Annotated in this window: 11 protein-coding genes; 1 reads left to right on the forward strand and 10 read right to left on the reverse strand. The window is 68.1% G+C overall.

Translation table 11 applies throughout. The features are described 5' to 3' along the window. The first annotated feature begins 18 nt into the window (after positions 1–18). Positions 19–1,239 carry a LamG-like jellyroll fold domain-containing protein gene (locus Poly30_RS18955; RefSeq protein WP_145200821.1) on the forward strand — a complete coding sequence of 407 codons (1,221 nt, stop codon included), beginning with the start codon at positions 19–21 and terminating at the stop codon, positions 1,237–1,239. A 93-nt stretch (positions 1,240–1,332) separates the two neighbouring features. Here Poly30_RS18955 and Poly30_RS18960 read toward each other — a convergent pair whose 3' ends face one another. The 10 genes from Poly30_RS18960 to Poly30_RS19005 all read right to left on the reverse strand — a co-directional run bounded on the left by Poly30_RS18960 (position 1,333) and on the right by Poly30_RS19005 (position 14,669). Continuing rightward, positions 1,333–1,974, reverse strand: coding sequence for a PARP-type zinc finger-containing protein (locus Poly30_RS18960; RefSeq protein WP_145200824.1), 642 nt, complete (start codon positions 1,972–1,974; stop codon positions 1,333–1,335). 41 nt (positions 1,975–2,015) lie between these two features. Then, the gene (locus Poly30_RS18965; protein WP_145200827.1) at positions 2,016–3,293 is read right to left on the reverse strand and encodes an ABC transporter permease; all 1,278 of its coding nucleotides are present in this window, start codon (positions 3,291–3,293) and stop codon (positions 2,016–2,018) included. Continuing rightward, entirely contained in the window at positions 3,293–4,141 is an 849-nt protein-coding gene (locus Poly30_RS18970; protein WP_145200830.1) for an ABC transporter ATP-binding protein, read from the reverse strand. The genes Poly30_RS18965 and Poly30_RS18970 overlap by 1 nt, the downstream gene beginning before the upstream one ends. An 8-nt stretch (positions 4,142–4,149) precedes the next feature. After that, positions 4,150–6,024 (reverse strand): efflux RND transporter periplasmic adaptor subunit, encoded by a 1,875-nt coding sequence (locus Poly30_RS18975; protein ID WP_145200833.1) that lies wholly within the window; start codon positions 6,022–6,024, stop codon positions 4,150–4,152. A gap of 4 nt (positions 6,025–6,028) precedes the next feature. Then, a complete protein-coding gene (locus Poly30_RS18980) occupies positions 6,029–7,741 on the reverse strand; it encodes a TolC family protein (RefSeq protein WP_145200836.1) in 1,713 nt (570 codons plus the stop codon). 313 nt (positions 7,742–8,054) lie between these two features. Then, complete coding sequence (locus Poly30_RS18985; protein WP_145200839.1) at positions 8,055–8,963, reverse strand: hypothetical protein; 909 nt, start codon at positions 8,961–8,963, stop codon at positions 8,055–8,057. Positions 8,964–9,013: 50 nt separating this feature from the next. Continuing rightward, a complete protein-coding gene (locus tag Poly30_RS18990) occupies positions 9,014–11,152 on the reverse strand; it encodes a hypothetical protein (protein ID WP_145200842.1) in 2,139 nt (712 codons plus the stop codon). 2 nt (positions 11,153–11,154) lie between these two features. Next, positions 11,155–12,837, reverse strand: coding sequence for an SLC13 family permease (locus Poly30_RS18995; RefSeq protein ID WP_145200845.1), 1,683 nt, complete (start codon positions 12,835–12,837; stop codon positions 11,155–11,157). A 14-nt stretch (positions 12,838–12,851) separates the two neighbouring features. Then, entirely contained in the window at positions 12,852–13,613 is a 762-nt protein-coding gene (locus Poly30_RS19000) for a metallophosphoesterase family protein (protein WP_419190382.1), read from the reverse strand. Positions 13,614–13,619: 6 nt separating this feature from the next. Continuing rightward, complete coding sequence (locus Poly30_RS19005; RefSeq protein WP_145200851.1) at positions 13,620–14,669, reverse strand: DHH family phosphoesterase; 1,050 nt, start codon at positions 14,667–14,669, stop codon at positions 13,620–13,622. Positions 14,670–14,721 lie beyond the last annotated feature (52 nt).

A 14,721-nucleotide genomic window follows, 5' to 3' on the forward strand; every position in this document is an offset into this window, starting at 1 on the left:
CCAATCCCTGCCTGCACGATGCGCATTTCACGTCTCGCTCTTTATCTGGCCCCCCTCTCCCTGGCGGCGTCCGCCCAGGCACAGGACGTTCTCCATTACTGGGACTTCTCGACGACGGACGATGTCATCGGCGGCGTGACGAGCAACGTCGTCGGCACGCCCGATCTCAGCCTCCACCCCACCTACGGCGAGGCGTACCCTGGCGCCGGCGCATCGCTCAACACGCTGATCAACGGCGTCAACGGAGGGAGCGGCTTTCTCTCCGCCACCGTTTTCACGGGCCCGACGCCTGGCCTCCAGCTCGGTATGGACGACTACTCCGTGAGCGCATGGTTCTACGACGACTTCGCGGGTGACGCGGACGCTCGCGGACCGCGCCTGTTCGACTGCCTCAGCGGGACCTCCATCGGCCTGCAGCAGGCCGGCGATGCCGCCGGCTCGTTCGGTTTCCGCAGCGACGACGATCTCGGCGGCGTGAACATCGTTGCGCCCGTCGGATTCCCCTTTCAGGATCGCTGGGTCCACGTCGTCGTGACGGTGGACCGCACGGCCAACGTCATCAGCTTCTACGTCGATGGTGCGTTTCTCGAGTCGCAGGCATTCATCACGGCCTCGACCGGCCTGGCGCTTACGGGGGATATCTTCCCCTCACAGGACCTCTTCATCGGCGCCATCAACGACGGGATCAACTCCGGCGGTGCGCAAACCCAGGGCATGGACGACCTCGCGTTCTATCGCGGCCTCCTGCAGCCCGGTGACATCGCCGCCCTGGCTTCCGGCGCGGTCACGCCGCTCGACTTCCAGCGCGTCGGCACGGACCTCTGCTCGCCCGCAACCGCCAACTCCACCGGCGACCCGGCGGCTCTCCGCGGATTCGGGTCAGGCGTCGCGAGCGACAACGACCTGACGCTCGTCGTCACAGACCTCCCGGCCCAGTCGACCGGCTACTTCATCACCTCGCAGGACACGATCCTCGTCGCCAACCCGGGCAATTCGGTCGGCGACCTCTGCATCGCGAGCTTCTCCCTCGGGCGCTACAGCGCCACGCCGCAGAACACCGGCGCAGGCTCCATGGTCTCGATGGCGATCGACCTCACTTCGATCCCGATCCAGCCTGCGGGCCCGGTCGCGGCGACGGCGGGGTCTACGTGGTACTGGCAGTACTGGTACCGCGACATGGACACGATGGGCGCGGCAGTCTCGAACTTCAGCGACGCCGTCTGCGTCGTCTTCGAGTGATCGGGTGATCGAGAGAGACTGACGAAGGAACGACAGGCCGCGCTCCACGATGTGGGAGCGCGGCCTGTCGTTCATTCCGACCGAGGAATGCCCTCACAAACCCGCTTCGGCGATCGCCTGCTCCAGGAGCTCAGGATCGATGTCCCGGCTGTTCTCGCGCAGGGCTTCGGCGAGTCCCTCTTCCTCGGTCCCCATGTCCGGCTCCATCAGCGCCTGCTCCAGGTACCGGGGCAGCACGGCGTAGGGCGAGACCCGCGTCTGGTTGCCGAAGTGTGCCTCCATCCCCAGGATGATCCGGACGGCCCCCTTTTCGATCGGCTCCCCCGACTGCTTGCACTTCGAGCGATTCGAGGGGGCGATCTCCGCGTAGGGGATCGTCTTCTTCGCCTTCTCCTTCTTCTCGCGCTCGACCTCGGCCTTCTCGGCGAGCGTTCGCAGCTTCTCCAGGGTTGGCAGGTCCTCGGGATCCGGCGGAACCTTGGCGTTCAGCCACGCCTCCTGGGCGTAGGCCTCCTCCACCTGATCCATCATGCGCTTGGCACCGCAGTTCAGGTGGTGCCACATGTAGCCCTGCCCGAAACGGCCCTCGACCAGCACCCCGATGCGGAGCGCGTCCGCGTCGATCTTGCGCTGGCAGGTCTTGCACTTGGCGCGCCCCGAGCGGGCGTTCTCGATCACGTAGGGCGGGAGCTCTTCGGGCTCCGCTTCCGGCTCTTCTTCGGGTTCGTCTGACATGGCGCGCCCGACTCTATCCGGACGGACGCCCCATTTCGACTCTACTCGTGACGTAGCGCTTCGACCGGGTCCATGTTCGCGGCCCGCCAGGCCGGATACAGCCCGAAGACGATGCCGACGAGCACGCTGATCCCGAACGCCAGGACCGGCGCCGAGGGGTTCACGATCGTCTCCAGCTCAGCCGTTCGCTCCACGATCCAGGGGATCAGGAGACCGATCCCGACGCCGAGGAGGCCGCCGGCGCCCGAGAGCACCATCGTCTCCACGAGGAACTGGGTCACGATGTGCTTCCGCTTGGCGCCGAGCGCCCGCCTGATCCCGATCTCACGGGTTCGCTCCGTGACGGTCGCGAGCATGACGTTCATGATGCCGATGCCGCCGACGAGCAGCGAGATCCCCGCGATGCTGCCGAGCACCACGTTGAAGATGCGCTTCGTCTCCTTGGCCTGCTCCAGGAGTTCCTGGGGAACGATGACCTCGTAGTCCTTGTCGTCATGGTCCCGGGAGAGCATCGCGCGGCACGCTCGGGCGATCGGCAGCACGTCGATGTCGCGCTTGGCCTCCACGACGATCTCGTGGAGCTGAACCTCTTGCACGTCCATCGACCCGGAGCGGATCTGCGTCTGGCGCTCACCGAAGAACGCGCGACCGGTGGAGATCGGCATGAAGACCTCGCCGCCGGCCTCGCTGTTGGGATCCAGCAGCACGCTGCCGACCGGCGTACGGGAACCGAGCACACCCACGCACTCCATGTAGTGCTCCCCGACCTTGACCCGCTTCTCGAGCGCGGTCTCGAAGGGGAACAGGAAGCGTGCGACCTCGTAGCTGAGCACGCAGACGAGGCCGCGCGACTCCTCGTCCTGGGAGGAGAGGAAACGGCCGGAGAAGAGCTCTCGCTGGGTGACTTCCTTGTAGCTCGGGGGCGTGCAGAGGACGCGCGGGCGGCAGACGTTGTCGCTGTAGCGCACCTCGGCGGGTGTCTGCAGCATGGGCACGGCCCGACGAACGCCGGGGAACGTGTCCGCAATTCGATCGAAGTCGTCTCGGGTCAGGCCGTAGGAGAGCACCCGCATCTCCGCGTCGGAGTCGCCCTGCTCCTGGGGCTTGACGCTCCGGAGGATGACGTTGCGGCTGCCGAGCTTGCGGATCTGCTCCTGGGCCTCGGCGCTCGCGCCCTCGCCGACGGCGAGCATCGCGATCACGGACGCCACGCCGAAGAGCACGCCGAGCGTGGTCAGGAAGCTGCGCAGCTTGTGCAGGAGGAGGCTCGATACGCCGAGGCGCACGGCGCGAAAGAAGGAGCTTTGACGCTTGGACATCAGGCTTCGCCTCCGCCGTCGGCATCGGACCTGCCGGGCTCGGAGGAGGTGAAGGTCACGACCTCTGCCTCCGCGTCGCCCGCGTGGGGCGCTACGGAGGAGTGCGAGGCCTCGAAGGCCTGGGTGGCGCCGCTGCGCCCGCGCTGACCCCGATGGACGGATTCGATGAGCCCGTCCTTGAGCCTCAGGATGTTCTCGGCGCGCTCGCCGACGTCCTGCTCGTGCGTGACCAGCAGAATCGTCGTTCCCTCGTCGTGAAGCTCATCGAAGAGCTCCAGGATCTCATCCGCCGTCTTGCTGTCCAGGTTGCCGGTGGCCTCGTCGGCGAGGAGCAACGCGGGGTCGTTGATGAGGGAACGCGCGATCGCGACGCGCTGCTGCTGGCCGCCCGAGAGCTGCATCGGCTTGTGGTGCAGGCGACCGCCGAGGCCCACCCGCTCCGCGAGCCGAAGCGCGCGCTCCTCGATCCCGTCCGGATACTCGTCCTGGTACATGACGGGCATCAGGATGTTCTCCAGGACGTCGAGCTGGGGCAGGAGGTTGTACGACTGGAAGATGAAGCCAAGCTCTTTGCCACGGAACGTGGAGAGCGTGTCGTCGTCCATGGACGAGACCTCTCGCCCGCGGATGCGGTAGGAGCCGCTCGTCGGCCGGTCGATGCAGCCCAGCAGGTTCAGCAGGGTGGACTTGCCGCTACCGGAGCTGCCCATGATCGCCCAGTACTCCCCGCTGTTGAACGTGAAGGTAAACGTGTCGAGAGCCTTGACGAACTCGTCCCCCATCTTGTAGGTGCGAGTCACGTCGGTCAGCTCCGCCACCGGCTGCTTGCCGGGCTGCGGTTGTTTCATCGCCACGCTCAGGAATCCTTGCCAGAGTCGCCCGCGGCGGGAGCCGATTTCCCGGCGCCTCCGCCGGAGGAACGATCCCCCTGGGGGCGACCGCCGCCGCTTCCGCCGGGTCGACCGCCACCACCGCCGCCGGGGCGACCACTCGCACCGGACGGCTTGCCGCCACCGCCGCCGCTCATCCCGGCGGGAGCACCGGACGGGCGTCCAGAGGGACGTCCCGAAGGGGACGCAGAAGGGGCTCCAGAAGCACCGCCCATGCCCTCCATGCCGAACCCAAGGGCCTCCGACTCGGGCACAGGCGCGGGCTCGAAGTTCGCAGGGGGCGCGAGCGCGACGACCTCTCCCTCCTTCAGTCCCTCCTCGATGGAAACCCACTTGGAGTTATCCAGCCCGACCTTGACGGACCGTCGCTCCAAGGTTCCTCCGTCGACGACGAAGACGATCGTATCGCCGCCATCGAGGAGCACGCACTGGCGCGGGACGTAGCAGACGTCCTTCAGGTCCTCGACGAGGATCTCCACGCTGCACGACATCCCGGGACGCATGTCCTTGGTCGGCTCGACGAGGCTGATGTCGGCCTTGTAGAGACGCTGGTTCGGGTTGCTGCGCCAGCTGCCCGAGTCCGCCATGACGGCCACGAACTCCACGCGGCCTTCGAAGCTCCGGCCAGGGAACGCATCCACGGTCACGATGCAGGTCTGGCCCGTCTGAATCTTCTTGAGCTTCGTCTCGTGGATGCTCGCCTTGACGGTCATGCCGCCGGCGCGCGGGATCGTGCAAAGCTCCTGGCGCTCGCGCACCTCGTCGCCCTCCTTGACGGAGTCCCCGCTTCCCCAGCGACTCTGCTCGCGAGCGTAGACGAGGAGGCCTGCGGCGGGCGCGTGAATCTTGGCCTTGCCGACCTGCTGGCGAAGCTCCATGAGCTGATCGCGCTCGCGCTCCAGCTTGTACTCGGCGGAGTCGCGCTCGGCCTCGAAGTCCGCGAGCCGCGCCAGCGCCTGCTTCTTGACCTTCTCGATGTCCCGCTTGCGCGTCTCGATGTCCGCGTTGAGTTCCTTCAGCGTGCGGAGATAGGTGAACTGCTTCATCAGGTCCAGCTCGCGCTTGGCCTGGGTCAGCTGGATCTCGGCGCGCTGCTGCGCGAGGTGCTTGGCGTCGTTCTCGCTCTTCTGCACGAAGCCCTGCTCCAAGAGCTTGTCCGACCACTCCAGTTCGGTCACGGCTCGCTTGAGGTCTTCCTCGCGCAGAAGCACGGTCTCCTCGGCCTTCGCCTCTTCGTTCGCGTACTCGCCCATCGAGCCCTTCGTGGAGAGATCGTCGTCGTCGAGCGTTCCATCGTCGACCTTGCTCGCGGGAACACCGACGTACTTCGCCAGGTCCAGCTCGGCCAGCTCCAGAGCCAGGTCCGCGTCCGCCACATCGCTCTGGTTCTGGATCACCTGGATGTCGTACTGCTCACGGGCCTTCGTGAAGGCCGCTTCGGCGCCCTTGACCGCGATCTCCTGGCGGACGAGATCGTCCTCCAGCTGCGAGACGTCCAGCTCGACGATGAGATCGCCCTCGTTGACGGAGACCCCCTCCTCCGCCAGGAAGATGATCGTCGAGCGGCCCTCCAGCTCGGACTTGATGCTGATGCTGTCCGTCGCCTCGAGGTTGCCCCGCACGATCTCGGAGATACGCAGGTCGCCGCGCCGCACCGGGGCGCCTTCGATCAGCACCTCCTCCTCGCCGCCAAGAACCGAATCGAAGAGGCCGAGCTTCCAGGCGCCTGCCGCCGCGGCGATGAGGACGACGAGGAACAGAAGGACGCTGCCCTGCTGATTCCGGGAGCGCGCGCCGTCCCTGGACGGGGCGCGAAGTTGGCTGGGAGTGGATGGCTTCATGGGATCAGTCGTTGGAGACTTCGGCCGGAGCCTCGGTCGGGGCGTCGGTCGGGGCGTCGGTCGGGGCCTGGTTCGGGAATGCGGCAGCAGCGAGACGCTCACGGAGTTCGATGGCGAGTTCGGCTTCCACGCGGACGCCGTTCTCGTCGACTCGGAGAATCTCCAGCTCGAGCCAGAGGTCGAGGAGCGCCAGCGTGTAGTCGATTCGCGCCGAGGTCTCGGCGTCGCGCGCCTGGCGCTGGGCTTCCTGGGATTCGAGGATGTCTCGGGTGGTGGCGAGGCCGGCCTTCTGGCTGAGCAGCGTGCCCTCGACTCGCCGGTTGGCGACGTACACGGCGTTGCGCTGGATCTCGAAGCTCTGGTAGGAGTTCTTCGCGCGGCGCAGCGCATCGCGGACGGTGACCGATACGTTGTCGAGGAAGCGATCGTAGGTCCGCTTCGTATCGACGAGGTTGATCTCGGCGCGGCGCCAGGCGTTCCGCGCGGGCAAGAGGTCCACCGGCAGATCGAGATCGACCGCGGCGCTCCAGTTCGCGTCGCCGCCCTGGAAGGACAGCGGCCGTCCGTCGGGGCTCGTCGAGTTCACCGCGCCGCTGACGGTGAGGCCTACCCGGAGGGCGTCCCGCGTGATCGCCTCGCGACGCGTCGCATCCTGGACGCGATCGAAGCTCGTCATGACGTCGAGCCTGTGATCGATGGCGAACTCCACCGCCACGTCCTGATCGAGGCCATCGATGAACGAGCTGTCCGCACCGAGCGACTCGAGAATGCCGTCCTCGAAGTCGAGTTCGACGCTGAGGGGCAGGCCGAGGAAGACCTTGAAGGCGTCGAGCTGGCGATCGACGTTTCCCTGAAGCGTCACCAGCCGGTTCTTGGAACGGAGCTGGTCCTGGCGCGCCTGGTCGGCCTGGATCTCGGAGAGCTGGCCCGCCTCCGCGAGCGCGTCGTTCCGCCTGCTGAGCAGAAGCAGGTTGTCGAAGTTGAGCCTCTCGTTGTAGAGCTGGTTGCGGGCCTGGAGCACGCGGTAGACGCGGCTCGCCACGTCGACGGCGTAGGTCCGGCGAAAGCGCTCGTAGGAACGAACGCCGTAGATCAGGTTGCGCTCGCTCTGGCGCAGGGGCTCCAGCGTGATGAGGCGACCGGAGCCGCGCAGCAAGGGCTGAGTGACGCTGACGCCCACGTTCGAGAGCGCGTCCCAGCCGTCACCCGTGGAAATGAATCGGAAGAGGTTGGACCCGACGCTCGCCAGGATCGTCGCGCCGGATCCGAGGACCCGCGTGACCGACGCGCCGAAACCGGTGCTGGCCGAAGACCCGTCGCCGTCCAGCTGCCCCCCGACGTCGCCCGTGCCGTCCGCGTTGTAGCGATAGCCGAAGTTCCAGCGATCCTGGGTCAAGGTCAGGGCGGAAAGGTAGAGCTGCTCGCGCTGCTCCTGAACTTCCTGACTGTTCTCGGCCGCGATCTCCAGCGACGTGACCACGTTCAGCGGACCGACTTCGTCGATCACCCCGCTCAGGATCTGCTCGCGAATGGTCCACTCCTCCTGCGGACGATCCTCGCGGCCGAAGGAGGCCGTCACCGCGGGAAGGGCGAACGGGCTGTTCTCGCCGAACAGCTGGGCTCGACGCTGATCCACGAGCGCCAGGGCATCCCGGTCGGCGCGGTCACGCAGCTCCGGCGGCGAATAGCAGCCCGTGAGCAGATCCCCCGAAGCCATCGCGGAACCGAGGAGGAGGGCGATACGACCCCGACTGGAAGAGCGCTGACGCGTCCCCTCGGGGGTACGTTTCGCGCGCGGGACGGAGTTAGGGGCAGAGGATCTCAAGGGGGCGGACGCGGTCGGCGACGGTAGAGGAGAAGACCTCGGCAGGAGGTCCAGCGCTGAAGTGTTCCTCACGCACCGTGAAATTCGACCACAAACTCCGTTCGGATTCTCAACGAGCGCAGCACTTACGCGCCGCGAACAGCTCCCTTTCCCGCCAGCCGGTTCCGACCCCTGGATGCTCCACCCCGGGATCCTCCACGTGACCTCACCGGCGAGCCGGGATGAGCGCCAGCATCGCGTCGTAGGGGCGGCGCGATTCGACGGTCCAGCGACGGTTCAAGCGGTCGAACTCCGCGCGTTCGATCCTCCGGGAGCTGGCTTCCCTGTCGCTCAGGCGCAGGGCCGTGAAAGCCCCGGTTCGGAGATCGAAATCGGCCCCGAGGAGCAGCGTCCCGTCCGGACGCCGCAGGTCGACGAGCGCCTCGGACCCGATCGGAGCGACGGAGCGATCGGCCTCGATGATCGAAGCCGAAGACGGGTCGATCACGCCGAGAACGCCCCCGGCATCGCCGCACCAAAGACCTCCGGTTCGCAGGCCGTGCAAGATCTCCAGTGGACCGAAAACGGGAAGCTCGAGCTCCAGGTGGGACATCACGGTCTCATGGACCGGGCGGTTCCACCCGTAGCCGATCGAACGGACCTCTGCGCCCCGTTCTCCGGCCGTCCAGTCCGCCACCCAGGTGCGGGACGCACTCGGAAGGAACTCGCGCCACACGAGCCTTCGGGACGCCCCTTGCCCGGTCTCGGTGTGACGGATCCGCAGGCCGCCTTCCGCGAACACGATCTCCCGCTCGTAGAGGAACTCGGCCGCCCCCGCGCCCGCGCCTCCCTGCCGCTCAATGACCCGCAGGGCCACGGCAGCGATCGGCTCCCCTTCCTCGCCGCGGCGCCTCGACTTCGACTCCCAGGGGGAATTCCCCGCCGCGGATTCCTCCCCGGGCTCTCCGGGCGGAGCGCTGATCAGGAAGTACTCCGTGGCGGCAGGCTCGTCGCTGGACTCGATCACCGCCGGTTTCGATGGATCCAGGGTCTCCGGCGCGCTGGGAGCTTCGGGAGTTTCCACCTGGACGGCGGTCAGGGCGAGGAGTGCGGTGGTCAGCGTGGGGAGGATCATATCCCCCAGGGGATCGACCTTTCTTTCCCATGGCTTGAGGCCGGGGACCTTCAGGGGGCTCCAGGGGCCAGAACGGGCAGGAGGTAGACAGAGGTATTCGCCTCCTGGAAAACCTCCTCCGCCCCCATCCGTCGGATGGCGTCGTCCACCCCGCGGGGCCCCTCGCCGCGATCCGTCGTGGACCTCCGGTCCGCTTCCGTCACCACGAACAAGAGCGTGTGCCCGCGCTTTCGGGCCGCCTCCAGCACCCGGACGAAGCGCTGGCCCCACTGACTCTCCTGCTCGAAAAGAGCCTCCAGGAGTTCGCGACGCTCGATGGGCGTATCCCCGAGATCCGTGCGAGGCTCCGGCCGGGGAGGTGCGAAGGCGCGTGGCTGATCGGTGCCCGGCGAAGATGCGCGTCCTCCCCAAAGGCCGAGGCCGGACAGGAGCGGGGTCATGGAGAGCGGCTCGTCGCGGCGCACGGGACCCAGCGGACCCGGCTCTCTCAACAGGATCGCCGATGGATCGGACGCGAACGGCGACTCTCGCAGGTACTCCAGCGCCGCGCCGAGGCCCTCCTCCAGGGGTCGGTCCACCGTGACGGCCAGGCCCCAGGGACGCTCTTCGAACGGAAATTCAGCGCGCGGAGCCTCCGCCCTGTCACGCCAGACCGGGACGGCGAGCCAGCCCAGCAGCCCGAGCGCGAGCAGCGCTCCGCCCGCACGGGACGGCACCCATTGGGCCACCCGTCCCAGCCCTAGCGAGGCCAGCAAGAACGCCGCTCCAGCGAGCCCCTGCGCCTCCCGGCTGACGTCTGACGGAAGCCACCCCCCCGCCGTGATGAGGGCCGCCACGAGGAGGAGCGCGAGGACTCCGCCGGATCGAGACACGCGCGCGTCATCGGGGTCGCGTCGACCTCGCACGACCAGGCCGACGAAAGCCATCCCTCCGAGAGCGAGCGGAACCCAGCCGATGATCGATCTCCTGGGCCAGAAGTGTTCCTCCAGCGCCCAGCCCAGGGACCAGTCCAGCATGCCGCCGAATTCACCGCGGACCGAGCGCGGCGGAGCGAGGTAAGGGAGCGCCTGCTCGAAGGCGAAGCCACCGTACATGCGCGCGACCAGAAAGCCTGGCAAGACGGCGAGGACGGCGAGCGGCGCCAGGTTCCAGCGCCGCATGAGAAGCGCCGAGAGCCCAAACGGCACGAGGACCGCGGCCGCCAACGTGGGATGGAGCAGGCCGATGACGGTGAGCACGAGGCAGGCCAGGCCAGGCCAGGGTCGCGCGCCGCGGCGGACCGCGTGGAGCGCTGCGACCACGAACGTCAGCGTATAGGCCATGGAGAGCCAGCGCCCCACGGACCAGCGCCCGCCGTCGAGCGCCGCCGCCACCAGCAGCACGGCCGCCGCCGCGACCGCATCGCGCAAGCCGGCGCGCTGCGCTGTCGTCTCGCGGAACAGGGCCGCCGACGCGAGGTAGCCGGCGATCGCGAGGACGAAGGCGCTCCAGCCCATCACGAAGCCGATGCTGAACAGGGGCAGCAGGCCAGCGGGTCCGGACGCAGCGACGAGCCACGCGGCGAGCGCGGGCCGAAGCGCGAGCGGCAGCCCGCTGATCCAGGCGTTCTGGAGCGGCGCGCCGTCCTGGAGGGACTGCGCAAGACCCGCCTGGGCGATGGTTTCATTGGACCCCAGGCGCGCGGCCAGGCCGGCCTGGGACCAGACGACGGCGCACGCGGCCACGGCCGCCGCCAGTCCGAGCAGCACGGCGATCCCGGCCGCGCGCCCGGCGGGCGCCGCGCTGATGGGCTTGCGCCACCCGAGGAGCGCGAGCGCACCGATGAGGAGGAAGGTGATCGACCAAGCGCGGGCGGGTGGCAGCTCCAGCCCGAAAGCCAGTCCGTACCAGAGCGCGGCGGTCAGCGCCGGCGAGAGGGCGCTAGCGAAGAGGCCGAGCTTGAGCGGGGACGGCTCCACGGTGGGCGTGGCGAACAACAGCGGGCCGAGCGCGGCGCCGCCGCCGAGCACGAGAGGAAGCGCGAGAACGCTCAGGGTGAAGGCCTGCCAGGGGAGCGAGATCGCCCGCTCACCGCCCCAGCCGAGCTCGGAGAGAACCGCGGCGGCAAGGGCCAGGCCGACGATCGAGAGCAGGAGACCGCGGGCGGACCGCGAAGCGGAGTCGGGATCGAGGGAGGGCTGGGTCGACATGTTCATCGCACGGGCTTGGCTTCCTGCGCTGGCAAGGGGCGTGCCCACTCCGGTGTCGTCGCCTCGACGCCGAGCCGGTCGGCCGCCCAGAACTCGAAGACGAACACGATCAGGCCGACCATCAAGAGGTTCAGGAGGAAGCCCGCCCGCGCCATCGCTGGCACCGGGATCTTACGGGTCGCGAAGACCACGGCGTTTGGCGGCGTGGCCACCGGCATCATGAAGGCGGCGGAGGCAGCGAGGGTCGTGGGCAGCATCACGGCCAGCGGGTCGAGGCCGGCCGCCGTCCCGGCGGCCGCCATCACCGGCAGGAGCACCGCCGTCGTCGCGGTGTTCGACGTGATCTCGGTCAGAAGGCTGACGAAGAGCGCGACGGCCCCGGCCACCACCCACCGCGGCCGGTCCGCGATGAGCGGCGCGAGCGATTCCCCCACCACACGATCGAGCCCGCTGATCTTGAAGCCGTGCGCCAGACAGAAGCCGCCCCCGAGGAGCAGAAGCACCTCCCAGGGGAGCCCCGACGCCGTCTTCCAGTCCATGAGGAAGCCCTGGCGCGCTTCCGTTCCGCCGGTCGATCGCAGCTCGCCGGACGGGATCAAGAACATGAGAATCGACAGCGCCAGCGCGACCGTGGCGTCGCTGATGTCGTTCTTGTGAACGGCGTACCAGGCGGGATCGCTCGCCTCGGACCCCAGGAAGAGACGGGACCAGCCGGGCAGCGTGAAGGACCCCAGGGACAGGTCCGCGCGGAACACCCAGAGACAGGCCGTCGCCACGAACACCGCCGCCATCCGCTTCTCCGGCGTGCGCCAGCGGCCGAGCGCGGCCCTCTGCTCGCGCACCTCCAGGGACGCGGCGCCGCGGACATCTTCGAACCGGTAGATCACCCGCGTCAGGAGGATCCAGGCGATCGGAACGAAGAGCGCGACGAGCGGACCGAAGGCCAGGAACCACTCGCCGAACGTGAGCTTCGGGCCTCCCGGGTAGAGCGTGGAGAACTGCCCGAGGAACTCCTGGTTCGGCGCGGTCCCGACGGAGGTCCCCATGCCCCCGACCGAAGCGGCGTAGGCCACCCCGAGGAGCAGGCACCAGCCGAACCGCGGATCGGACGTCGGAAGCCCGCGTGCGCGATCCTCTTCCTCGGCGCGCAGAAGGACGGCGCTCACGATGGGAAGCATCAGGAGCGTGGTCGCCGTGTTGTTGATCCAGAGCGAAAGGAACGCGGAGGCCGCCATGAAGCCGAGCACGAGGCGGCGGCGGGAGGAGCCGACCGTCTGAACGACGCGCAGCGCGATACGCCGATGGACGCCCCAGCGCTCGAGCCCCAGCGCGACGATGAAGGCGCCGAGGAACAGAAGGACGAGATCACGCAGGTAGACCGGGCCGACCTCGCGCGCGGGCAGGACGCCGAGGATCGGGAAGAGCGCGGCCGGAAGGAGCGACGCGGCCCCCACGGGGATCGCGACGGTCAGCCAGAAGACCGCGGTCAGTGCAGCGACCGCCGCCACCTTCCGCTGAAGCACATCCAGGGGCAGGCCAGGCGCCAGCAGCAGCGCGAGGAAAAGCGAGGTCCCCAGAACGAGGCCCAGGTACTGCATGCGACGTGAGCCGCGCTCGGCCCCACCCGGTGGAACGTCTTCGGAGTCGCCGTCTTGCTCCGGCTCTCGATGTGAATCGCGCGACACGTCCGTGCCCGCTCCTACTTCCCGAGGGCGAGGCGCCGGGCGAGAATCTCGTGCAGCGCGCCAGTCGCCATGATCTTGTCCATCGTCGCACGGTAGTCGTACGCGACGCGATGCCAGGTCACGGCCTCCTCGGTCACGACGGCGTAGCAGGCGCGATTGTCGCCGTCGCGGGGCTGGCCGACCGAGCCGACGTTGACGATGAACTTGTGCCCTTCCGGCAGCGCCACGGTCAGCTCGTCCGCGCCCTCGAGTCCCTGGAAGCGCAGGTCCTCGCTGTGGATTCCCGGGTGATGCGTGTGTCCGCAGAAGGCGACGCCTTCGAACGAGTCGAAGATGCCGCGCAGCTTCGCCGGATTCAGAAAGCCGTCCGTCGAGAGGACGTACTCGCGGACAGGGTCTCTCGTCGAGCCGTGGACGAACGAGTAGCGGCCCATGGTGTGGCGGTGCGGAAGCTGGGACAGCCAGCGCCAGCGACTCTTTCGCTCGGAGGAGCTCCACCAGCGAGGCCGAAGTCGGTCGCGCGTCCAGTCGATCGCGAGGCGGGCGTGGGGATTGAAGTCCGCGGCGTCGTGAAAGAGTGCCTCGTCGTGATTGCCGAGGACCGTCACCTCGGCGTGTCCGCGAACGAGATCGACGCAGTGCTCGGGATCAGGCCCGTACCCGACGATGTCGCCGAGGCAGATCATGGTCTGGATGCCCTGGGCTCGGATATGGGCGAAGACGGCGTCGGCTGCCTCCTTGTTCGAATGCAGGTCGGAAACGAGTGCTAGCTTCACGGAGATTCAGGGGCGAGGTTGGCGGGCAGCGTCTGCGGCAGTCCTGGGAGTGCTCCTGCGCTCCTCGGTTTCGGCAAGGCGTACGAGCGCCGCTTCCACGAGCTGACTGCGAGCATCCTGAAGGTTGAGTTCGATCGTTGCCCCCGCGGCCTTGACGTGCCCTCCGCCCCCGAAGAGCGCGGCGAGCTTCTGGACATCGAAGGCTCCCTTCGAGCGCGCCGAGAGCTTGCAGCGACGCGGGCCGATCTCGCGCACGACGAGCGCCACCTCGACCGCCTCGACCGAACGAACGACGTCCAACGCCACGTCGGAGTCGACGTCCATCGCGAGTCCATCCGGCCCGAGGGGAAGGTCGAGGAGCACGATCTTTCCGTCGGCGAAATAGGTCGTCCGCGCGAGTGCTCCGGCCAGCTTGAGCGGGTGCTGCAGAGGCTGACGCTGGAAGAGATCACCGTAGACCTCGGCGGGGCGAACGCCGAGCGAGATCATCTCTGCGGCAATGGACAGTGTCTCGACGTCGGTATTCGAGTATTTGAACCAGCCCGTGTCGGTCACGAGCGTGGTGAAGATGGCGCGCGCCGCGCCGGGGCTGATCTCGGCGCCGAGGTGGGCGCACAGGCGGCGAACGAGGACCCCCGTGGCGGACGCGCTCGTATCGACGAAGGCCTCGTCCCACCACGCGGCACCATCGTGGAGGTGATGATCCACCACGAGCTTCCTGGAGGGAGCGCGAGCGAGCCGATCGTGCAAGGCCCCGGTACGTGAGAGGTCTCCCCCGTCGAGCATCACGACGAGATCGTGCTCAGGCAGTGACTCGCCCGAGTCGACTCGGAAATCGGCGAGCGCCGTGAGCTCCGAGAACACGGGAGCTGGCGCATCCACGTTCATGACGAACACGGACTTTCCGGCGGCGCCGAGGGCGCAGGCGAGCGCAGCCTGGGATCCCACGCAGTCGCCGTCGGGTCGCTCGTGGCCGGTCAGCAGAATCCGCTTGGAACTCTTGAGCAGCTCGACCGCGCGGAGCTGATCGTCGGTAACTGGCGGCGGTTCATACATCAGGGACACGATCGAATCAGGTAAGTCAGGGGGGACACGGCATGACTCGGCT

This window comes from Saltatorellus ferox, from assembly GCA_007751475.1.
Classification (GTDB): Bacteria; Planctomycetota; UBA1135; order UBA1135.